General features: G+C 67.4%; 14 protein-coding genes. 6 read left to right on the top strand and 8 right to left on the bottom strand.

Annotated features, from left to right (window positions below; all coding sequences use genetic code 11):
- Nucleotides 1–35: 35 nt before the first annotated feature.
- Together ENSA7_RS20310 and ENSA7_RS20305 are read right to left on the bottom strand one after the other, a co-directional pair.
- The gene (locus ENSA7_RS20310; RefSeq protein WP_244923849.1) at nucleotides 36–2,672 is read right to left on the bottom strand and encodes a hypothetical protein; all 2,637 of its coding nucleotides are present in this window, start codon (nucleotides 2,670–2,672) and stop codon (nucleotides 36–38) included.
- A 474-nt stretch (nucleotides 2,673–3,146) separates the two neighbouring features.
- Entirely contained in the window at nucleotides 3,147–4,292 is a 1,146-nt protein-coding gene (locus tag ENSA7_RS20305) for an SPL family radical SAM protein (RefSeq protein ID WP_181233936.1), read from the bottom strand.
- A 365-nt stretch (nucleotides 4,293–4,657) separates the two neighbouring features.
- Here ENSA7_RS20305 and ENSA7_RS42365 point away from each other — a divergent pair, with 365 nt between their 5' ends.
- Together ENSA7_RS42365 and ENSA7_RS20295 are read left to right on the top strand one after the other, a co-directional pair.
- Nucleotides 4,658–7,777, top strand: coding sequence for an Ig-like domain-containing protein (locus tag ENSA7_RS42365; RefSeq protein ID WP_146157916.1), 3,120 nt, complete (start codon nucleotides 4,658–4,660; stop codon nucleotides 7,775–7,777).
- Between the two features lie 184 nt (nucleotides 7,778–7,961).
- Complete coding sequence (locus ENSA7_RS20295) at nucleotides 7,962–8,771, top strand: SGNH/GDSL hydrolase family protein (RefSeq protein ID WP_146157915.1); 810 nt, start codon at nucleotides 7,962–7,964, stop codon at nucleotides 8,769–8,771.
- 13 nt (nucleotides 8,772–8,784) lie between these two features.
- Here the strand turns inward: ENSA7_RS20295 and ENSA7_RS20290 are convergent, their stop codons facing one another.
- The 5 genes from ENSA7_RS20290 to ENSA7_RS20270 form a co-directional block, all read right to left on the bottom strand.
- Nucleotides 8,785–10,191 (bottom strand): DHHW family protein, encoded by a 1,407-nt coding sequence (locus tag ENSA7_RS20290; protein ID WP_106090968.1) that lies wholly within the window; start codon nucleotides 10,189–10,191, stop codon nucleotides 8,785–8,787.
- Nucleotides 10,192–10,193: 2 nt separating this feature from the next.
- Nucleotides 10,194–11,612: an MBOAT family O-acyltransferase gene (locus tag ENSA7_RS20285; RefSeq protein WP_106090967.1), complete on the bottom strand. Its 1,419-nt coding sequence runs from the start codon at nucleotides 11,610–11,612 to the stop codon at nucleotides 10,194–10,196.
- 46 nt (nucleotides 11,613–11,658) lie between these two features.
- A complete protein-coding gene (locus ENSA7_RS20280; RefSeq protein WP_146157914.1) occupies nucleotides 11,659–13,863 on the bottom strand; it encodes a WD40 repeat domain-containing protein in 2,205 nt (734 codons plus the stop codon).
- Nucleotides 13,860–15,869: a c-type cytochrome gene (locus ENSA7_RS20275; RefSeq protein WP_106090965.1), complete on the bottom strand. Its 2,010-nt coding sequence runs from the start codon at nucleotides 15,867–15,869 to the stop codon at nucleotides 13,860–13,862. The genes ENSA7_RS20280 and ENSA7_RS20275 overlap by 4 nt, the downstream gene beginning before the upstream one ends.
- Before the next feature lie 264 nt (nucleotides 15,870–16,133).
- Complete coding sequence (locus tag ENSA7_RS20270) at nucleotides 16,134–16,808, bottom strand: hypothetical protein (protein ID WP_106090964.1); 675 nt, start codon at nucleotides 16,806–16,808, stop codon at nucleotides 16,134–16,136.
- Nucleotides 16,809–17,316: 508 nt separating this feature from the next.
- Here ENSA7_RS20270 and ENSA7_RS43955 point away from each other — a divergent pair.
- Together ENSA7_RS43955 and ENSA7_RS20265 are read left to right on the top strand one after the other, a co-directional pair.
- A complete protein-coding gene (locus tag ENSA7_RS43955) occupies nucleotides 17,317–17,472 on the top strand; it encodes a hypothetical protein (RefSeq protein ID WP_181233935.1) in 156 nt (51 codons plus the stop codon).
- 25 nt (nucleotides 17,473–17,497) lie between these two features.
- A complete protein-coding gene (locus ENSA7_RS20265; RefSeq protein ID WP_181233934.1) occupies nucleotides 17,498–18,418 on the top strand; it encodes an FHA domain-containing protein in 921 nt (306 codons plus the stop codon).
- On the opposite strand, the gene ENSA7_RS20260 is transcribed toward ENSA7_RS20265, so the two are convergent.
- Nucleotides 18,377–20,929 (bottom strand): serine/threonine-protein kinase, encoded by a 2,553-nt coding sequence (locus tag ENSA7_RS20260; RefSeq protein ID WP_106090962.1) that lies wholly within the window; start codon nucleotides 20,927–20,929, stop codon nucleotides 18,377–18,379. The two genes, ENSA7_RS20265 and ENSA7_RS20260, sit on opposite strands and share 42 nt — an antisense overlap.
- 99 nt (nucleotides 20,930–21,028) lie before the next feature.
- Here ENSA7_RS20260 and ENSA7_RS20255 point away from each other — a divergent pair, with 99 nt between their 5' ends.
- The gene (locus ENSA7_RS20255) at nucleotides 21,029–21,442 is read left to right on the top strand and encodes a hypothetical protein (protein ID WP_146157913.1); all 414 of its coding nucleotides are present in this window, start codon (nucleotides 21,029–21,031) and stop codon (nucleotides 21,440–21,442) included.
- Between the two features lie 57 nt (nucleotides 21,443–21,499).
- Nucleotides 21,500–21,904 (top strand): hypothetical protein, encoded by a 405-nt coding sequence (locus tag ENSA7_RS20250; RefSeq protein ID WP_106090960.1) that lies wholly within the window; start codon nucleotides 21,500–21,502, stop codon nucleotides 21,902–21,904.
- Nucleotides 21,905–21,908: the final 4 nt, after the last annotated feature.

Genomic DNA, 21,908 nt, shown 5'->3' with positions numbered 1-21,908 from the left:
CTTGATCAGGCTTGATCAGGCTTGATCAGGCCCGATCAGGGCGTGTCGAAGGCGTCGGCCGGATCGCTGCCGGCGATCAGCTCATCGCCGTCGCGGTGGCCGTCGCCGTCGCGATCGATGCCAAGCCGCTCGCCGGACCCGGGGGGCACGCAGGTGAAGGTCACCGGCGTCGCCTTGGCCAGGAACAGGACCGCCAGTTGGCCGATGTCCGGCAGCGCCCAGAAGCTCGTGGTGTAGCTGCTACCGTCGTAGTAGAGCCCGAGCTCGACCGGCCCGAGCCGGGTCTTGGCGATCAGCTCGCAGTCCCCCGCCTCCGCGCGCTGGGTGAACAGGTTGATCTGCCCCCATACCGTTCCGAGGTTGTGCTTGGTGAGGGTGACCTGCTGACCGACGATCGGCTTGAGGTTCGAGTCCATCGCATACACGAACTCGGCGACCTTGCGCATCTTCTCGAACTCCATGAACCCGTCGGGGGTCAGCGCGAAGGCGTTGAAGAAGCGCATGGGCGAGTCTTTTGACCCGTCGTGGGTGAACCCATACGAGCGGATCTGATCGCCCTGGTGGCTCGTGTCGTAGAACGGCAGCCCTGGCCGGTTGAAGAAGAAGTCGTCGTCCGGGTACCCGAACGCGCCGACCTTGGTGTAGAGGTTGCGCAGGTGCGGGATCTTGAAGGTCTGCGAGAATTCGGCGGTCACGATCTGACCGTCACCACCAAAGAAGCCCGGTCGCTCGATCCCGTACTCCGCGTTGCCGAGCGGATCGATGACGTGGCAGTCGGCGCAGGTGAAGTCCTTGTTGTCGACGAAATTGTTGAACGAGAGGTTGTTGTTGAAGAAGTGCTCGCCCTCTTGTTGCTCGGCGTTGAGCGTGTTGTCGAGCGCGCGGATCGGATTGGGCGGGTACATCACCTGCAGCTGAAAGTCCGTGAACGCCTGCATCTGGGCCGGGGTCAGCTGCTCGTCGCGCCCGACCAGACCCGGGAACGCCACATTGAAGGTGTTGAACGCCGCGGCCTCGTTGAACGCGCCGCCATTGGGTTGCGCGGACGGACCGAGGTGCTCACCGTTCCGGTCGCCACGCCAGTGCATGGGCCCGTGATTGTCGAGCCCGCGCAGGCTCTGGGTCGTCATCGGCCCCTTCATTGGGTGAAAGTCGACGTCGCCGACGCCCAGGAAGTCTTTGATGTTGCTCGGGGTCGGCGTGACGTCGCCGTCGGGATCGCCAAGATCCCACGCGAGATCGTCTTTGTCGCCAAAGATGTGGCATGACGCGCAGGACTGATCCCCGTTGCTCGAGGTCAGGGCCGCGTCGTAGAGCATGCGGCGCCCGACGACGATCGAGTCAGGCTCGGGGTTGTGCATGGTGAGGTGGTCGACCTCCTCCATGAGATCGGTGTCGACGATCGAGATGCCGTTGTCGAACCGCGTGAGCACGTAGAGGCGGTCGTTTGCCTCGTCGAGCACCACGCCCGTCGGGCCCCCGCCGCTGACCGGGACCTGATCGACGGCGTCCGGGTAGAACATGTCGTCTTCGAGCTCGGCGGTGTAGTAAACGGCGACCTTGTCGTTGCCGAGCACCGCCGTATAGAGCACCTCGCCATCGCTGGTGATCGCCATGCCCAGCGGCTGCGACACGCTCAGCTGCGCCTCGGGGCTGCCGATCGGCCCACAGCAGTTGTCGTAGTCGATGTGCTTGTTGAGCAGCCGCGGGTGGGCGCCGTCGCTGTCGAGGACCGTGATCCGGTTGTCGACGTTGTGACCGCGCACGGTGGTGTCGGCGAAGATCCCCAGACCCTCGAAGCGAACGTGATTGCGCGCCTCGGTGTTGGTGACGTAGACCTTTCCGCTTACCGGGTTGACGATCATGTTGAACAGCGTGGTGCCGACGTGGGCGAAGAAGCCGTCGTCACCGGGCAGGAGCTCGGGCGTGGCCGCGTTCGCGTCAATCACGAACACGTCCTTGTCAGGCAGGTTGAACCTGATCTTGTCGTCCCAGGTCCGCCCGAGCTCGTCGACCCAGTGGACCCCGTCGTACTTGACGATGAGGCTCATGTCGGGCTCGGGGACCCCAGCGTGGTTGACGTTGGGCAGCGGGATGCCGCCGTCGGATTCGCCAGTGTCGGGGATGACGGCAAGCGGGACAAGCGCGGTCTGGTTGCCGGAATTCAGCGCAGCTGCGTAGACCTTGTTGCCGCTCGCGTCGACCGCCAGGGCCCGCGGCACGTCGCTAAAGAGGTTGATGATCGACAGAGGTGTTCCGCCAGGCCCACCACCGAGATTGTTGGCGTCGAACACCCACACGTCGGCTCGACCGACACCCGGCGTGGTCAGCTGCGGATCGAACGGTGCGTTCTGACCGCGATGGGCCGCGCTAATGAAGGCTCGCGACCCCCCTGGGCCAGCGAACACGATGTCGTTTGGCTCGTCACCCACGTACAACGTGCGATTTACGTGCGGAACCGCCCCATTCACGGAGACCACGCTGACGCTGTCGGACAGATGGTTGACCACCCACACTTCATTGTTGGATCGAACCGCGACCGCGACTGGCTCGAGCCCAACGGGCACCGACGCCTCGTGCTGAAGGCCGTGCTTCCTAACCTTATATATCTCGAGCCGATTGTCCGGGGTGTTGACCACGTACAGCCGCTTGCCATTGGGCGAGAGCGCCATCGGCCGCACTTGTCCGCTCTCGAATGCGGTAAATGCTGGGGGCGCCGCTCGAGCCACTGTGGTGGTCGCACCAAAGATCAACGCGGCCGAGAGGATCGGAAACAACAGCCTGTGGTGTACCATCGATCACAAGTGTATCGATTATCGCGCCTCATGCCTAGCTCCAATTTGTGTGAAATCGTGGTTTCAGCCGGCCACAGGCACTGGCATCACGATTGGCTCGACCCAAAGCTGCGATTTCGCCGCTCTCGGGCGATTCCGACCAGCGGCATTCACACGTATCCTGCTAGATAAAATGCGATCGCCGCGAAACATGTGACCCCGATTCCGACTCGGTTTCCCCAATGCGTGAATGTGGTTGAACTGCCTACCCCCAATCTTCACACCACGCGCATTGCCGCCACTTCGATGTCCTTAGGTACAGTTCAATTCGACGCGGCGCGGACCCGCACGCAATCGTTCCGCCATAGCGAATCAACCAGTGACGGACTTCCAGCTGCTGATCGCAGGGGGCAGCTCGCTCACCCACACGTTCACACCGCGTTCTTCGAGCGCATCACGCAATGCGAACGCTTTGTGGCGCTGCCAGTCCTCGCCGCGAGCATGCGAAAACCGCGGATCCGCGAAGTCCTGCTTGGCGCCCATCTCACCGCGCAGTACGCCAATGCTCACCGACTCGACGACATCGGCGAGCGCGCTGGCCAGCGCGATTGGATCGCCAGGGAGCATTGGCTGGACCACCACGCAGCGCTGAACCCCAGCTCGCTTGAATTGGCGAAGCATGTCCAGTCGCTCGGGCACGCTCGCAGCGCGCGGCTCGAAGTGCTTGCGGACCTCGTCATCGAGGGTTGGGATCGACGCACCCACCCACGCATGCGGGACCTCGCGCAGCAGCTCGAGATCCCGCAGGATCAGCGTCGAGCGAGTCATGATCAGGGTCGGCGGCGGATCTTCGGCGCGCGCGATCACCTGCAGACACTGACGCGTCAGCTCGAATCGCTTCTCCACCGCCTGGTAGGGATCCGAGACGATCGGGCAGAACTTGATCACGTGGCGCGGCAACTCTCGCAGCTCGCGCTCGAGCAGCGCTGGCGCGTTGACCCGGACGTCGACGTACGAACCCCAGGGGACCTGCGGAAGCCGCAGCAGCGCGCGCATGGGGTCGAGCCGCGACTGTGCGTAGCAAAACCGACACCCGATCAGGCAGCCGAGGTACGGGCTGAGCGTATAGAACCGCTCATTGGGCAGCCCCGCGAGCTCGAGCAAGCGCGTGCTGTGGATCTCTCGGATCCGCGCTGTCCCCTGCGTGTCCGTGGCCTCGGTGTGCTCCGACAGGCGCTCGAGCACCTCGGCCTCGCGCGCCCCAACATGGCGTGCGACGGTCTGACATACCCGTAAGCCGACTTTCTGGTCGACGTGATCCGCACCGCCGTCCCGGTACGCGAACGACAGACGCTCGCTGCGAGCCGCATGGCGGAGCCCAAGCTCGATCGGCCCAACCTCGACGTGGACCTCGTCGCGCTCGTCGACCAAGAATGTCAGGCGCAGGCCCAGCTCGGTCGACGCGTTGGTGAAGCGCAGGCCCGGCTCGAGCTCGTCACCCGGTGCCAGTGGCTGCATCAGCGCAAGCAAGTAGTCTCGCAGATCCACGTCCATTCAGCATGCCGGAAATTAAGCGGTGCCGCAGGCCCCGACCCGGAGCGACAAAGGCACCAGGTGTCACCTTCTCGGTGTTGCGTTGCCGGCCAGCATCGGCCGTGCGTCCCTCCGTCAGACGGCGGACTCCAGGTGTCGCGCGGTTGTGCAGATCGCGCGATCATGGTGTGCGTGTCTGACGCGAGGGTCTCGGGCTCCCCTGGTTCCACAAACATGGCACCTGTGACACTCAGGCGCATGCCTATTAAACTTCGTTTGAACACTGTACGCAGCGGATGTAGAAGTCCGTGCTATCTGTGGAGCGCGTACAGACCGCGGTTCTTCCCGTTATGAAGCCAACATTAGACAAACTTTTCTACCTCGCTCTCGCCTGCTCCAGCCTGCTCGCGTGCGCCGAACCCAGCGCAGACAGCTGCCTCACCGAGCGCTTCGAGGCCCAGGCGAGTGAGCGCTTCGTGGCCGGCGAGACCTACTACTTGCCGGTCATCGACGACACCTCGAGCTGCGCCAAGCTGCGCTGGACGGTCGTCGATCGACCCGGCGCCAGCACCGATCCAATCGTGGCGGGCGACGACGGGATCTGGCGGATCACACCCACCGTTCCCGGCCACTACCGGTTTAGCTTGGCCGAAGCCACGGGCGGCGAGACGATCGATCTCGAGGTCGTCCCCGCCAGCGACCGCGCCTTTTACAACCTCAACTACTACCCGGCGAGCTCGCTGACCGCGGTCGGCGACGAGCTGTGGGTCGCCAACGCGCAGTCGCCCACGATCTCGCGGGTGGACCCGGGCACGATGGCGTTGATCGACGAGATCGACGTGGGCCCGTGGCCGGTCTCGGTCGCGTGGGCGCCGGACATGCCATTCGCGGTCGTGGCCCAGCGCGGGGTCGACACTTTGGGTTTGGTCGACGTCGAGACCAAGCGCCTGGTCGACGCGATCTGGGTCGGCGACGAGCCAGCCAACGTGGTCGTCAGCGCCGACGGCAAGCAGGCCTATGTCGCGCTGCAGAGCGACAACGCGATCGCCGTCGTCGACCTCGAGGCCCGCGTTCGCACGGCCAGGATCGAGGTCGGCACCAGCCCCCTCGCAATGGCGTTGTCGGCCGACGGCGGGACCTTGTGGGTCGCCAGTCACCGCTCGGGTCACCCGAGCCGGTTCCCGTTCGAGGCCGACTCGGTCGAGGCCGAGCGCGACGTCGCCGTGATCGACACGGCCGCGGGCGAGGTCGTCGACTGGTGGATCGACGTCGGCACCACGATCACCGCGCTCGCGCTCGCGCCCGACGGTGAGCGCCTCTACATGAGCCGGCTGCGCAACGACACCGAGGCCAACCTCGGCGCGATCGACGAGCCCAGCTTCATGTACGAGATCGCGGTGTTCGACGCCGCCTCGGGTGACGAGCTGCAGCGCGCCGATCTCAGCCGCCAGCCCAGCTCGGGCGGCTACGCCGTCGCCCTGCATGCGATCACGATCGCGGCCGGGCGGCTGTGGGTCGTCGCCGAGTCCTCGGACCTGGCGATCGCGCTCGACCCCGACAGCCTCGCCGAGCTCGGTCGCGTGCAGGTGCAGGGCCGTCCGCGCAGCCTGACCGCGATCGGCGACACGCTGTATGCCCACGGCGCCCAGTCCAGCTCGCTCGCCGCGTTCTCGCAGCCCGACACGGAGCCGCAGGTGCTCACGCTGACCACCGATCCGCGCCCCGCCGAGGTCGCCGCGGGTCAGTACTACTTCACGGGTGCCGGCCGCGACTACGCCCAGAACTGGTCTTGCAACTCGTGCCACGTCGATGGACTGTCGGACACGCTCGTGTGGAACGCCGGGCCGTTCGCGGGCCGCAAGGTCAGCCGCCCGTTCTACTGGCTCGAGGGCACGTACCCGCTCGGCTGGGACGGCTACTTGAGCAGCGTCGACAACTACGCATTCACGGTCAACACAAACGTCGGGGTGCGTCCGACCACGCAGGAGCACCGGGCGCTGTCGGCCTATTTGGCGTCGATCATGCCGCCCCCTGCCGCCAATGAATTCACCCGCCGCGACGGGACCCTGTCCGAGCTCGGTGAGGCCGGCAAGCGCGTCTTCGAGAACGAGGCCGGCTGCGCGACCTGCCATCCCCTGCCCCTGACCACCTCGCGGGCTGTGCTCACCCAGGGCATCACCGACGGCGTCACCGACGTGCCCGGCCTGGTCGGCAGCTATCGGCTGGGCGTGTGGCTCAAGCGCGGCGAGGCGACAAGCTTGCACGACGCCGTCGATCAGGTGTTTGGCAGCCTCGGCGATCCTGGCCTGGAAGACGATCAGCGCGCCGCCCTCGACCGGTTCTTGCTCGAGCTCACCGCCCGCGACTTCATGGTCCTGACCAGCTCACCGCGAGCCGGCAACCAGACCATGGCGGTGGATCAGCCGATCGGCGTGGTGTTCTCGCATCCGGTGTTCGGTGACCCGAGCAACCTCGCCAAGGTCACCCTCGTCGATGCGAACGGCGCCGAAGTGGCTATCACTCGCGAGCTCAGCGAAGACGCCCGGCATCTCGAGCTCGTCCCCACAGCTTCGCTGGCGTTCGAGCAGGCGTATACGGTGATCATCGATCCCAGCTTCCAGAGCTTCGGCGAGCTGACGATCTGGACGCCCGACCCGGCCAAGCCGACCGCCTGGGAGATCCCGCTGGAGACCGGCGCGGCGCCGCAGCTGCGGCTGGCTGGTGACTATGTGTGGACCGTGGACATGCCGACCGCCGACCTCGAGGCGCTCGAGTTCGACCTCGAGAACACGATCGCCACGGCCGTGCCGCTGAGCGTGGTCGAGACCCACAGCGGCGGTGAGCTGCTGCTGGATTATGGTGATGATCTCGCGCTCGAGCGCGTCGCGGTGGTCGATGGCGATCAACTCGTGACGCCCGCGCTGCCGATCCCGATCGGGCCCAGCTTTGCCGACGGCAGCGGCATGCAAGCCACGCTGATCGACGAAGACGACGACGGCATCGCCGACTATGCCGAGGGTAGCTTGACGATCGCGGGGCCGGGGTTTCTGGAGTCGGGCGTGAACTGGCGGCTGACCCGACCGACCGCCGCGGGTGAGTGCAACGAAGGCAGCGAGGGGGCGCTGCCGGTCACGGTCATGTTTGGGGCGGAGGGTCCGATCGTTGATTGGGGCTCGGACATGCCCGATGGGCTCGGCGTGTACTTCATCGGCCCCGACGCCCAGCCGCCCGCCGGGCCTGGGCAGCCGGTGACCGGCGGCGACGTGTATTGGGTCGTGCAGCTGGAGGACTTCCCCAACGGGTTCATGGGGCCGGTCACCTATGGCGTCGTGCCCGAGGGGGCGATTGATGACACGGAGAATGTCGGTGGCGGCGACGGGCCGGCGGTGCTCAGCCCGGGGCAGTGCGTGAAGGCGGCCGTGACCACGACGGCGTTCGGTCAGGGGAGCGTGACCTTCTTGGTGCCGTGATTGGGTGCCTACAGTCGTGCGGCTGGCCGCGCCCCGAGTGCGGGGCTGGCTGGCCAATCGCGGGAGGACGGCTGCGGCAGCGCGCAGCAGCTACCTCCAGACTACACCGGGAATTGTGCTGGCCCCCAGGGAACGGGCTATGCTGGTGCACGTGCGACGCGGTAGCAAAGACCAAGCGCCGCTCGTGGCTTTGCTACTGATCGCCTGTAGCTGCGCCCCTGAGCCCAGCTCGCAGCGATCCCCACCGCAGAGCCCAGACCAGGCCGCGAGCGAGGCACCCGTGGTCGGGCCCGCGGTCCCGCCCACCGAGCCTGTACTCGCCGCGGTCTCGACCCAGGTGGCGCCAGCGCCGGTCGTCGAGCAGGCTCCCCCGCCCCTGTTCGTGGAGCTCGGGGCCGGTCCCATGTCGACGTCGTGCCGCGCCGTCGCCCACATCGGCGACTCGACCTCGACGGGGATGATGAAGGAGTACCACGTCCCCAATCCCGCTGATCGCCTCGACGCCCAGTACGCGCGAGTCGGGGTCGAGGAGTCGGTGCTCGAGCTGGCGGGCGGTCGTTCCATGCTCGAGCATCGAGCCAAGCACGAGAACGGTGTCATGGTCGCGGAGCGCCTGCGCGACGCAGGGTTCTCGGGCTGCTGGGTCATCGCGCTCGGGACCAACGACGCCGCCAACGTCGCCAAAGATGCGACCGTCGATCGGGTCGATCGGATCGAGCGAATGATGGCGGTGATCGACGGTGAGCCGGTGCTGTGGGTCGACGCCGTGACCAAGGCCGAGCAAGGCTACTGGGCCGCCCCCAATATGGAGGTCTGGAACGACGAGCTCGCCACCACCTTGTCGCGGCACCCGAACGCGCGGATCTACCAGTGGTCTCACGACATTCAGGATGATTGGTACGTCAAGGACGGGATCCACTACAACAGCAAAGGCACCAGGGCGCGGGCCAAGCTGATCCCCGACGCCCTGGCCGCGGCGTTTCCCGCGGTTTAGATCGCACAGAAATTCACGGCTCGCGCTGCCTCCAGCGCTTGCCAGCATTGAGCACCTGCGCGAGGTGAGCGATGTGGCCGTTGGCGTTCGCCGTGATCGCGCCATTGACCACGATCACGTCGGTGAGCTGATGCTCGTCGACCAACTCGAGCACGCTGCCGCCGAACTTCCGATAGTCGACGATCACCAGCATGTCGAAGTGCGCGATCAAGAACACCGCGAGCGGGTTGGCCTGCGAGTTCTTGATCAGCAGCGCGCGGCGCCCGGTGTTTGCCGGGCCTCGCGCGATCAACAGCGGATGATCACCGCCGAGAAACACGCCATACCCACTGTTGTCCTCGCGCAGCATCGCGCCGAGCTTGGGGGCTCCGCGTGCACCTCGCTGCATGGTCACGTCACCACTTGGGAACCAATAGTGGATCTGGTCGGGGTTCTTGTTGAGCCTGGTGTCGCGGGTGTGGCTGTTCAGCGATCCACGATAAGACTCGATGATGCCGTGCTCGAGCGAGTCTAGCGGGGTCGGGACCAGTCCCGCGGCGGCGCAGAATCCAACGTACGCATAGTAAGCCCCGAGCGCGGTCCAGTGATGATCGGTTCGAAAATAGATGTACTCGCTCGCGTGCCCAGTCAGCGCGCCGACCACGTCGACCGTGATCACCGACGGGTCCATCATCGCGTAGGTCGCCTCGATGTTGGGCGGCTCGTGGCGGACCCGATCGGTGTAGGACGGGGGCAGGTAGAAGGTCTGGGCGGTCGGCGCGATCAGCGAGTACAGCGTGGCCCGGCCGCGCAGCGCGGCAGCGTACTCATTGATGACCTTCGCGTACTTGCGTGAGCCCTTTGGACCGCCGGCGAACAGCTGCATTGCGCGGCCGTCGGCGACGAGGATCCCATCGCTCCTGCTGATCGCCCGGGGCTCGGCGGGCTCGTCGTCGTCATCGTCGTCGTCATCGTCGTCATCGTCGTCGTCATCGTCATCGTCATCACCGTCATCGTCGTCTTCATCGGCGATCACCTCGAGGGCGAGCTCGGACATGCGCGCCTCGTCGAGCGGCTCGAACTCGGCGTCACGGTCGATCTCGATCGCGTAGAGGGCGATCGCGGCCTCGTCGTCGGACTTGAACCCGCGGTGGGCCTCGAGCCAAAAATGCAGGGCTAGCAGCGGCTCACGAGCCGCGACGTGATCGGCGACCCATCGATCGACGCCAGCAGCGAAGCTGCCGTCGACGACGGCGGCCAAGCTCAGCACCGGGACCGGCGCCAACCTACGGTTCTCGTCGCTCGAGATCTCGACCTCGCCCGGGTCCCCGAGCAGCCGAAACCCCAGCGAGCCGCCGAGGATCAGCAGCGCGCCGACGAACGACACGACATTGAGCAGCTCGGCCCGACCGCGCACAGGTGTGTCTGCGTCGTCGTGCATGGCTAGAACCGGAAGTACAAGAACGGGTTATAGGTGCCGCCAACCAGCATCGCCGTGGCGATCAGGAGCATCCCGAGGTTGATCGCGGCCAGCGCGGCGCCCATGACGGTCGGCCCCAGCGCATACCTGCTGCCGATCTGTGCGACGCCCTCGCGCAAGCGCGGCACCACGGGTGCGCACAACAGCACGGCCAGCACCAACCACAGCGCGTTGTCCTGGATCAGCGGGGTCAGGTCGGGGCTCGACCACGCCTGGTTGCTCGCGCCAAACAACACGCGGAGAATGTCATGGAGCCGGTCGAGGTCCTCGAAATAGAACAGCGCCCAGCCAACGACGACCGCGAACACCAGGTAGACGTGGCTGACGGCGCGTGGGAGCGCCTCGAGCACGCGACCGAAAAACAGCCGCTCGAGCGCGATCAGGACCCCAAAATACAGGCCCCAGAACATGAAGTTCCAGCTCGCCCCGTGCCACAGCCCGGTCAGCGCCCACACGATCATGAGGTTGAAATAGGGGCGGCGACGGTTGCCCCCGAGCGGGATGTACAGGTAGTCGCGAAAGAACGAGCCGAGCGAGATGTGCCATCGCTGCCAGAACTCTCTCACCGAGCGAGCCATGTAGGGGTAGTTGAAGTTCTCGTGATAGTGGAACCCGCAGATCCGCCCGAGCCCGATCGCCATGTCGGAGTAGCCCGAGAAGTCAAAGTAGATCTGCAGCGAGAACATCAGCAACCCAAACCACGCCTCGGCGACCGAGAGCTCGACGCTGTCCCTGGCCAGGGTCTGCAGCACCAGCTGGCCCGCGACGTTGGCGATGCAGACCTTCTTGAACAGCCCGGCGCAGAACCGCGAGATCCCAGCCGAGACGTCGGCCACGCTGTGCTGGCGGCTGTCGATCTCGCTGGCGATGTGGGCGTAGCGAACGATCGGGCCGGCGACGAGCTGGTGGAACAGGCTGACGAACAACAAGAACTTGTAGAACGAGCGCTGGGCCGGGACCTCGCCGCGGTACACGTCGACGACATAGGAGATGGTCTGGAACGTGTAGAACGAGATCCCGATCGGCAGCGACAGCTGCTCGGGGGCGGTCAGCGAGGTCCCAAGCAGATCGTTGACGGCCACGCACGCCAGCTGGCTGTACTTGAACAGCCCGAGCAGGCCGAGGTTGATCACGAGCGACGACACGACCGCGCCCTTGGCCCACGCGGTCCCCCGCTTGGCCTCGATGACGCGGCCGTGCATGTAGTCGACGGTGCTCGAGCACAGCAGCAGGCCGATCCAAATGGGCTCTCCCCACGCGTAGAAGGCGAGCGAGAACAGGATCAACAGAACGTTGCGGTGCTCGGTGCGACGCAGCGCAAAATAGCCCAACAAGTTGAGCGGCAAGAAGACGTACAGGAAGGTCAGGTTGGCGAAGACCATGCGAGAGCACGCTGAGGGGCGCTGTCAGTCCGTTCCCGGCGAGCGCTCACTCGTCTCGGTAGCGCGCGAACTTTCCGTCGTCGCGCGGCTCGATCACCAGCTTGATCTCTGGCGTCGAATAGATCACCTCACCCGTGCTCGCGTCGCGGACCGTCGCCCCGATCGCAATCCGGCTCCCGTCGCCAGACCACGAGAACGGCCGAATCCCGCGATCTGAGCCCCAGGTCCACAGTCGCTCGCCGGTCGCCGTATTCAGCACCGAGACCAGGTGGTCCTCGCTCCGGCCGTCGTCACGGTTGCGAAACTGGACCACGGCGATCTTGCTGCCCTCGGGGCTGACCGAGAGCCTGCGCCCCTGCCCCGCGGGCAGCTGAAAGCTCGTCTGCTCGGCGCCGTCGCGGACCACCAGGGGCGTTCGCATCGACTTTTCTGTGTAGAACAAGCGACCATCGCGGGCGCTGGTGTACTCGTCGACGCGATCGTCGGCCTCTGACTCGCTCAGGCCAAACAGCGCGCCGGCCTCGGCGTCGCTCAGGTCCAAGGTCTCGAGCCACAGCGGGCGCTTGTCGCGGGGCAGCTCGATGACGCTGCCCAGCTGACCATCGCGGATCTCGAGCAGACGCTCGGGGTCGCGTGGCCTGCCGCTGCGCCAGCCCAGCACCCCACCGGTCTCGTCTGCGTGGTAGGCCACGCCGTTGATCGACCACGTGAACTCGAGCTTGGTCGAGGCCACGAGCGTGCCAGATGCCACCTCGAACAGCGCGAGCCGGCCCTTGTCATCGACGAGCAGCACCCGGTCTCGGTCGGCGAACGCCAGCGCGACCACACTGCTCGCGCGGTGCTCGATCTCATCGAGGATCACCGCGCCGTCTTCGAGGTTGATGACCGAGAGCGTGCGCGAGCCAGCTACGGCCAGCCGCGCGCCCGCGTGCTCCAGGCTGCCCCGAGCTGCGTCGACGCGGGGCAGGCGGATCGCCGAGTGCTGATCGCTGTCGAGCGGGTCGACGATCAACGCGGTGCCCGAGCCCTCCGAGCGCTCGATGTTGACCCGGACCCCGGCGACGACCGAGGCGTGAAAGCGAACCCCCTGGTCCCATGGTGGATCAAACTCGGGCTCATAGTATTCGGGCCGGCGCTCGGCCGACGCGGGCACGGCGATCGAGTCGTGCTTGGTGTTGTATTGCCGGTCGGCCAGCTGGGAGCCGGGGTCGGCGTCGGCCGGATCCGTGAGCGGCACGGCCTTGGCGAGCTCGACCCACAGAGCACGACCGCTGGAGCTGCCGGTCTCGAGCAGGATCCGCCCCGCCTCGGGAAAGTGCATGCGGGTGCGCAGGGTGGAGTCGGTCTTGCCACCAATGAGCTGACGATCACCGGTCCGCAGCTCAATCAGCTCAATGCTGAATTCGCGCCCCTTGGCCTTGGGCCGACGCAGCGCGGCCATGACCTGACCATCGGGGCTCAGCAGCAGGTCGTTGCGATTGGGACCACGATCCAGCGCCACAGCGCGGGCTTCGCTGGCGATGCTCAGGCGATCGTCTCGCAGCTCGAGCGCCTGGACCCGCACGGGCTGGGCCAGGATCGCCGCGATCTGTGGCGGCTGACCGGGCTCACCCTGGACCACCCGCAGCTGCCACGGGCCGAAGCTGCGCTCGTCGATCGCCGACAGCAGCGCGCCGGTCTTGGCGTCGTACAAGCGCACGCGGTGATCCACGCCCAGCGCCAACACCCGCTCGCCGCCGTCGAGGGCGTGGAGCTCGAGCAGTGGATCATCTGGGCCGATCGCAAACAGCGGAGTCAGCTCGGCCTCGCTGCCGTCCTGGCTGGGGGTCACGCGCACGATCTGCCCGGCGTTGGCGGTGTCGATCAGCGCGACCACGAACGAGCCGTCTTCCGCCTGCGCGAGCGACATCCACAGCGGCTCTTGCATGGGCAGCAGGTAGGGCATGGCGACCGCGGGATCAGCGGAGCGGATCGCCGGCCACAGGCTCACGCCGCCGTGTACGTCGATGGTGAGGGCCGCTCGCGCACGCGGATCGAGCTCGACCTCGTGTGGCATCAGGCCTGGGCCCCGCGCGACGCTGACGCTGCGATCCCGCGGCGTCGCAACCTGAGCTTCGCTCGCGTCGAGCTGCGCGGCTTGGTCCCCGCTCTCGAGCTGGACGGCGCTGGTGTCCGCGCCCTTGTGGCAGGCACCCACGATCAGCAACAGCGCTGACATCGAGATCCACAAATGTCGCAATTGGGTGGTCATAGCGACTCCAGGTACGCGTTGAGGTCCTGCAACTGCGCGTCCGACAGCTTGGAGGTGTCGGCCATCTCGTGAATGGTCCCGCGGTCGGTCAGCAGCGTCCATAGATCCTTGGCGCTGCCATCGTGATAGTAGGGCCGCGAGTTCGAGAGCCCGAGCAGCGAGGGCGTGTCGACCTGGGCGAGCGTCGTGTCGAGCGCGTGCTGGTTGCCGTCGGCCAGCTTGGCGCCAGCGTGGCAGCCGTTGCATGCCTCGGCCTCGAACACGGCTCGGCCGCGCGCGACCGCTTCCGGGTCTTTGGGCTTGCGCGGGCGCGGCGGCTCGAGGCTCTTGACATAGGCGATCATCGCGTCGACCTCGGGGTCGCTCAATAGTCGCGGCGTCTTACCCCAGCCGGCGAACTCGCCCGCGCCGAGCCGCTCCATGGTGTGTCGAAGGCTTCGACTCAAGCTTGGATCCTGTCCGTCCCATTTATAGGGGGCCGTGTCGCCCACGCGCCCGGCCAAGATCGGGGTTTGTAGGATCGAGTCGCCCAGTCGCCACGTCAGGCCGTCGGTGCGACCCTCGGGGTGACAGTTGGAGCAGGCCATCATGCCGTCTGCGGAGATCTTGCTGTCGCGGCCGCGGCGAAACAGCTCGGCGCCCCGCTCGATCTGCTCCGGGCGCACGCGCTTGGTCAGCTCGGCCCCGCGCAGCCACTCGTCGTCTTTGGTGGTCGCGGGATCATGCACAGTCAGGCGCAGGGCCTGGCGACGAAACTCGCAGTGGATCCACACGTTGCCCGCGGGCCCCAGCGCGATGCCATCGATGCCGCACGAGCGCCCATCCCCGACCTGGGTCCGCCAGTCGACATATGGCATTTGCTGGGTGACGTCGGCGATCGCCAGGACCCGATCGTCGCCATAGCCTGCGACATACAGGGTATCCCGGGGAAGATCGTAGGCGAGCGCCCGGGGCTGGTGGACGTCGAGATCCATGAAGTTCGCGCGTGAGTCGATCGCCCCCGGACGCTCGATCACCGCGAGCTGATGCATCAGCGGTGGGATCGACTGGGCGCCGCCGCCGTAGGTGTCGGCCCGATCACGACTGGGGATCCGCTCGAGCTGCGGGGTTGCGAGCTCATGCGGGGCGACCAACAGGTCGTGACCCACGAACGCGAGCGCGAAGAAGTTTCGAGCGTAGCGGCGGCCGGTCTCGACCGGGGTCTGATACTTGCTGCGCATCTCCCCGCGGCGGGCGAGGATGACCAAGCCTTCGTAGTCCGACTCCCGCTCGGTGATCTCCACGTGGTCGCGCGGATCCAGGGCCCGCCAGTGCACCCGCTCACCGGCCGAGTCGAGCTCGACAAAGGCCAGCGAACCGCTCGACAAGAACCCGACCGCCGCCGTCAGGCCGTCGCGCGAGACCGCGACGCTGCGCGGCTCGGGGCCGAGCTCGACCCGCCAGCGTGGCGCGAGATCGGCCGTGCGGAGGGCCACCAGCGCGTGCTCGGAGACGTCGGTGACCAGCAAGGTCGCGCCGTCGGGCGTGAGCGCGAGGCCGTGGGGCTCGCCGAGCTCCGCGGTCGCGCTGATCCCCAAGCCCTCGCCCGTGGCGTCGCCTGGGTCGATGCGGAGTACTCGTCCCGCGGTCCGATCGGCCACAAACACCGCGCCTGCGCCGTCGTGAACGATCTCGCCGAGCCCGGGCGTGAGCGCGAGCTCGGCGACTGGCTTGGCGTCGTGGTCGGCCCGGACCAGCTTGCCCGCGCTGCGCTCGACGACCAGCAGACCGTGACTGTCGACGATCATCACGCCGCCGTGGCTGCCGATGTGCGAGGTCTGAGCGGGCGGGCGAAGCGGGGTCCGCGGGGCGCCGTCGAGCTGCGATGACCCGGCCGGGCGAGTGGTCTTCAGGTCGAGCTTGGGTAGCTCGGCCTGAGCGACGACGCCGAGCAGGATCGTTGCGCCGAGTCCGGCGACTATTGACGACGAGTGCGGCGACGGGGGCCAGTGAGTCCAGCGGGGCATGCGACGTATCCTTGTCTCGAACGTAGGCGACGTATTGAAACAGATCTGAGCGAGGCTTGCAGGCCCGGCCCGAGACCCGACGCACCAGCATCGCGAACGCTTCCCAGCGAGGTCCCGCTTCGTCGAGCTGAAGGCAGCCCGCTCGGCGGAGTGCTGCAGCTGCCACAGACGCGACCGCGGGGTCTCTCGACCCCGCGGCCCATTGTTGGCCGGTCGTCGAGTCGTACCTCGACGTGTAGAAAGACCCGACAGCCTCCCGAGACGTCAGAGCGCGCTCGTCAGCGCCAGCGTGTCGATGAAGTGGGCACCGTCGACCCCGAGGCCGTCGAGGATCGTCACGCTCACATCGTGCACGCCCACGCCGAGCGTCGGCAGGACAGAGCGCGCGACGATCCAATGTCCCTCGCTGGCCCCAAACTCCCCAAGCAGGGTGTTGTCGACCATGACGACGTCGACCTCGCTGCCATAGCGCGCGTACCTGAGCACACACTCGCCGCGGTCGTGTCCCTGAGCGAGGTAGAAGTCGATGTCGACGGCGCCGGGCTTGTTCGAGTATTGCGTCGACTCGTTCGACAGCGCGGCGGGGAAGTCGACGTCACCATCCGTGTCGACGTCGTGGCTGATCCCAGCCTCCCAGCTGTTGCTCGTGTAGCCAAACTCGCTCGAGCCCGCCATCCCCGTGACCCCGGCTCCGTCATGGTCTCCGATCTGCCACAGCTCAGTCCAGCTCGAGCCCACGCCGCCCGAGCTCGCCTCGACCAGCTTGATATAGTCGATGTGGTGGCCGTTCCCGGTCCCGGTTCCCGGGCGCTTGCCCGCGTACTCGATGGTCAGGGTGTGGCTGCCCTGCGCCAGGGCTGGCATCGAGACCTTGAACTCGGCCTCGAGGCTCTCCTCCACGGCCACCCGCGCGAGGTAGTCGCCGTCGATGCGGATCACGTCGGTCTCACTGCCGTACCGGGCGTAGACGAGCTCGAGCTCGTGAGCGGCGTAGCCACCCGCGGGGGCGGTGAACGTGATCTCGAGCTCCTCGGCGCACCCGCTGCAGCTCGGGTTGTCGTGCAGATAGCCGGGGAGCGGGATGCTGCTCGTCTTTGAGCCCTGAGAGTCGATGTCGTAGGAGGCGACCGATACCCAGCCCGTAGCCGTGAACTCATCGGAGGCCTGACCCGGGGTCGCGTCGAGATCATCGGCAGCGCCGAGCTTCCAGATCGTCTGCCCGGCCGAGGCCGTGGCGGGCGCGGCGAGGCACGCGAGGGTTGCGAGGAGCGAGAGGACGACGAGTTTGCGTGAGCGGTTGATGCAATCGGTCTAACGCCGGCCCAGGTCACCCGCGATTCCCAGCGGTTGCACGTGGCTGCGAGGGGCTCGCGATTGCGCGCTCGCCTGCAATCGGTCGCAAGCGCGGCTCATCGCGTGTGCGGTCCGATTCATCCACAGTCGAAGCATGAACGACCGCAGCCGCGCCCTCCTCACCACGCTCACTTTGCTCCTCGCGCTCGCTGGCGTCAGCGCCTGCGAATCCGAGGGCTTCAGCCAAGTTCTGTCCGATGCCCCCGAGGACGCCGCCAACGTGCGCGACACCATCGAGCGCCGAGACTAGCGTAGTTCGTGGTATCCGATCGGGCGTGGGCAGCCTCTCGCAAGCCAACACTGGTCGCATCCACACCCTCGCAGCGCGAACGCTCATTGGGCGTTCGCGCCGCTGCGATCTGTGCATTCCGCACCCGAGCATCTCCGGTGAACACGCGATCATCTGGTGGACCGGTGACCGCTGGCAGATCCGGGATCTCGGCAGTCGCAACGGCACCCGCGTCGACGCTGTCGCTGTCGCCGAGGCGCCGACGGACCTCGAGCTCGACTCGCGGATCGAGCTCGGCGCCCACCCCCTGCCCTGGACAGTCACCTCGCTTGCGCCGCCGCGAGCCCGCGCCGTGGCCCGCGTCTCGAATCGCAGCGTAGAGGCGGTCGACGGGATCCTGGCGCTGCCCGACGACGAGGCGGCCGAGCTGGTGATCTACGGCAACCCGCGCACGGGCTGGACGCTCGAGCGAGGTGACCATGCGCGTCCAGTCGAGGACCGCGAGCAGGTGGAGGTCGGGGGCACGAGCTACGTGCTCGAGCTCCCGCAGCTGCTGGCCGAGACCACCGACCTGAGCTCCGCGGCGCCGCGACTCGCCGAGCTCGGACTGCGCTTTCACGTCAGCAGCGACGAGGAGCACGTGCAGCTCGTCGCGCTCATCGGAGAGCCGCCGAGCCAGCGCGCTCTCGACCTCGGCGCTCGCAGCCACCACTATGCATTGTTGACCCTCGCCCGAGCTCGGCTCGCGGACGCCGAGCTGAGCTCGGGCGATCGAGGCTGGGTCTACCGCGACCAGCTCCAAGATCAGCTGCAGATCGATCGTCAGCAGCTCAACATGCTGGTCTTTCGGGCCCGCAAGCAGCTCGCAGGATCGGGGGTCGAGGACGCGCGCGACCTCGTGGAGCGCCGCGACGACACGCAGCAGCTACGGCTCGGCGTCCAGCGCCTCGAGATCCTCGACGCCTGACCCCAGCGCGTCCACCAGCCAGGTGTCGACCGCCGCCCGCTTCTCCCCGCTGAGCCCGGCCCGAGCCTCGACTGCCAACCGCCAGGCCCGCTCGCGGATCGCCACGTCGTCCGCGTCGGCTGCAGCTACGAGCGCGCGCGCCAGCGCGAAACGGATTCGGCCGAGCTTGCGCGGACCTCGGCCTCGCGCGAGCGCCAACGCCAGCGCCTGCTCGAGCGATGCGATCGCGGCCTCGGGCTCGCGGGCCTCGACGAGGAGCTCGCCGAGCTGCGTCAGGGGTCCGAGCTGACGTGGGTGCTTGGGTCCGAGCGCGTCGCGGGTGACGGATATCCCCCGCTCGAGCGAGGCGCGAGCGCTGGCGAGGTCGCCCCGCCACTGGGCAACCTCGGCGAGCCCCGTCAGACAGGGCAACAGGGCCGGGTGCGCGTCACCGAGCTCTCGCTCGATGATCGTGCACACTTGCCGATCGTTGGCCTCGGCCCGCTCCCAGTCGCCGCGCGCGGCGGCGATCAGCGCGAGGTTGTGCAAGCCGGGCGTCAGCGCGAGCTCGTCCGCGCCACGCTGACGATGCAGCGCCAACGACTGCTCGAAGTAGGCCCCGGCCGCCTCGCCGTCGTCGGTCGCGAGGCTGATGATCCCGAGCGTGTTGAGCAGCTCGGCGCGGCGCTCGTCGCTGCCATCGGCCTCCGCTACCGCCTGGGCGTGGGGGATCCACTGCGCCACGCGCTCGCGCTCCTCGAGGAGGCTGCCGAGCACGCGCACGAGGCTCGTGGACGCGCCCGCGGCCTGCTCGGGCATCCCCGCCGAGAGGGCATCGAAGTAGGCGCGCTCGAGGGTCTCGGCGGCCTGTTCGTGCTCGCCGCTGCGAGCCTGCAGCCGCCCTTGCAGCTCGCGCGCGCGGACCTCGAGGGGCGCGTAGTCCAGGATCTCGGCTTCGAAGACGATCGCGTCGACGGCCGCGAGCGCGCGCGGGTACGCGCCCGTGATCCCGATGGTCTCGGCCGCGGCCAGGCGCTCGTCGAGGGCCCGCACCGCCGCCGCCTTCGCGTCGTCGTCGGGCAAGGGGTGGGCGGCGGCGAGGGTGTCGGTGTCGGCGCAGCGAGCCAGGCTGGGCAGCCGGGCGACGATCTCGACCGCGCGCAGGACCACGGCCGCGTCGGCCTCGCGCAGCACGTCGACGGCCGCGCGCAGGTAGTCCGCGCGCCCATCGAGGCAGGCCATGCGCAGATCGAGGAGCGCCTCGGACTGCTCGCCCCGAGCCGTGGCCATGCACGCCTCGGTGCGGGCTTCGACCCACTCACCCGCGTAGCGAGCGAGGCGGCCCTCGACTCGCGTCGCCGTGGCCTCGGCGTAGCTCGCCCCTGTCCCGGTGATCGCTGCATGCACCTCAACCCGACGTGCGTCGTCCCAGATACCATCGAGCTTGGCGCCCATGTCCGCGCAGGGCTCCGGTGGCGCCGCGGCGGGCACGAGCGCGCCACGAATCCCGAGCCCGACCGCGATCACCAGCGCGAGGCCGACGGCGCGCTTGCGCCAGCGCGCGCCCGGATCGGCGTCCAGCGCCGCGAGCAGCTCGGCCATTGACGTGAAGCGATCGTCCGGCGCCGCCGCTAGACCGCGGACGACGACCTGACGCACCCAGCTCGGGACACGCGTGGCGCTGCGGTCCTCCGGCTCCTCGATGCGGCGTCCTTGGATCGCCTCGACCAACGCCCGAATGCTCGCGCCCGCGAACGGACGCACCCCGTAGAGCGCCTCGTAGAGCGACACGCAGAAGCTGAACTGATCGCTGCGCGCGTCGGCGATCCCCACTTCGAGCTGCTCCGGCGCCATGTAGACCGGGGTCCCGACCAGCGCGCCCACGCGCGTGAGCGGCTCGGGTTGGGTGTCGAGCGGATCGAAGGCCACCGCGTCGCTGCTGCTGGTCTCGACCCGGGCCTGGCTCTCGACCTCGACGCGCGCGAGGCCGAAGTCCATGACCCGCACGCGACCGTCACGCCCGAGCATCACATTGTCGGGCTTGAAGTCGCGGTGAACGAGGCCGACCCCATGCGCAGCCGCGAGCCCCTCCCCCGCCTGGCGAAACGCGGCCAGGACCTCCGCGCACGGCCGGGGTTGATCGCGCTCGAGCATCCAGGCCCGGAGCGTCTGCCCCTCGACGTACTCCATCGCCACGAACACCTGATCGCGATGAACACCGACGTCGTGAATCGCCACCACGTTGGGGTGCTCGAGCTTGGCGAGGGCCCGAGCCTCGCGCTCGAGCCGAGCCCCAGCCGCGTGGTCGCGCGTGTGGGTCTTGAGCAGCTTGATCGCCAGCCGGCGGTCGAGATCCGGGTCGTAAGCACCCACGACCACGCCCATGGCCCCAGCGCCGAGCTTCGAGGTTGCGACGTAGCGGCCGATCTTGGCCCCGACCTCGACGCCCGCGCCAGGCACGACAGCTCGATGGTCGACCGTCACGGGGGACGCGTCGACGGTCTCGATGGTCGCGTTTTGATCTGTGTCCATGGCGCGACGTGCTCGGGCAACGCTAACACTTGACGGCGACTGCGTGGTGGTTGCGCGGATCGCTGCAATCGCTGGCAGATGCGTGCAAGCGCGCTGGGCTTGCTGCGGCGAAGCGGCGCCACCATGCTCGGGATCATGTCCAGTTCGATCACCACAGACACCCCGAAATTGAAGCTGACGCGGAGCTCCACCTGGAATTACCAGACCAGCTCAGGCCAGTGGAGCAGCGTCGACGACAATCAGCTCGACGACACCGTCTCCGGTACGAAGGCGACGCTGTCAATCGAGAACTCGAGCGGCGATACCGTGAGCCTGACGGTGACCCCATCGAGCACGACTGTCACCGTGGACCCGACGGGCGCACAGCAGCTCGCCCCGGGTATCACGAACGAGTGGCATCTCGAGCTGAACGGGGAGCCATCGTACGGCGACTCGAGCGTGATCGTCAGCGGCGGGACCAGCATCCCCGACGTCACCATCGTGTTCTCCACCAGTTCGACGACCACGGGCTGAACACTCCTCCGACGGCAGATGCAAAATCGTCGCGGGTGGTTGTGATAGCCTCGACCCGTGCAGCTCCCCGATCCGTCCGAATTGGGCCTCGTCGGTGGCGTCATCGCCGTCATCGTCGGGGTGCTCGCCGCGGTGTTCGTCTACACCATCTCGGGCAACGGGACGCTCTGGATCGGCGGTGCATTCTTGAGCGCAGGTCTGATCTTCACCGGAAGCTTGGCTATCGCCAAGGCCCGGTCCGAACGCCTGCCCGAGGTCGCTGCGCTGCCAGACGAGTATCTGGAGATCAAGCTGGTCGAGGCCGCGCTGCCGTTTGGCGTGTGCGTGCGCTGTCGCCAGATCGATGAGCCCGCCGCGTTTCATGGTCGCTGTCCTCGCTGTGACGCAGGCGCGGACTATGTAGTGGTCGAGCTGGACGCCGAGCGGCAACTCGCGCGTTCCAGCCTTGGGATCACGCAATAGCCCC

Source organism: Enhygromyxa salina, from assembly GCF_002994635.1.
GTDB classification, from domain to species: domain Bacteria; phylum Myxococcota_A; class Polyangia; order Nannocystales; family Nannocystaceae; genus Plesiocystis; species Plesiocystis salina_B.
Note: the sequence above shows the minus strand (reverse complement) of the source record. Positions and strands in the feature narration are given on the sequence as shown.

Coding starts and splice junctions, on each gene's coding strand:
- ENSA7_RS20310 (WP_244923849.1), bottom strand. CDS start 2,672: ATGGCGCTCTCGCCCAATGGCAAGCGGCTGTACGTGGTCAACACCCCG.
- ENSA7_RS20305 (WP_181233936.1), bottom strand. CDS start 4,292: ATGCAGCCACTGGCACCGGGTGACGAGCTCGAGCCGGGCCTGCGCTTC.
- ENSA7_RS42365 (WP_146157916.1), top strand. CDS start 4,658: ATGAAGCCAACATTAGACAAACTTTTCTACCTCGCTCTCGCCTGCTCC.
- ENSA7_RS20290 (WP_106090968.1), bottom strand. CDS start 10,191: ATGCACGACGACGCAGACACACCTGTGCGCGGTCGGGCCGAGCTGCTC.
- ENSA7_RS20285 (WP_106090967.1), bottom strand. CDS start 11,612: ATGGTCTTCGCCAACCTGACCTTCCTGTACGTCTTCTTGCCGCTCAAC.
- ENSA7_RS20280 (WP_146157914.1), bottom strand. CDS start 13,863: ATGACCACCCAATTGCGACATTTGTGGATCTCGATGTCAGCGCTGTTG.
- ENSA7_RS20275 (WP_106090965.1), bottom strand. CDS start 15,869: ATGCCCCGCTGGACTCACTGGCCCCCGTCGCCGCACTCGTCGTCAATA.
- ENSA7_RS43955 (WP_181233935.1), top strand. CDS start 17,317: ATGAACGACCGCAGCCGCGCCCTCCTCACCACGCTCACTTTGCTCCTC.
- ENSA7_RS20260 (WP_106090962.1), bottom strand. CDS start 20,929: ATGGACACAGATCAAAACGCGACCATCGAGACCGTCGACGCGTCCCCC.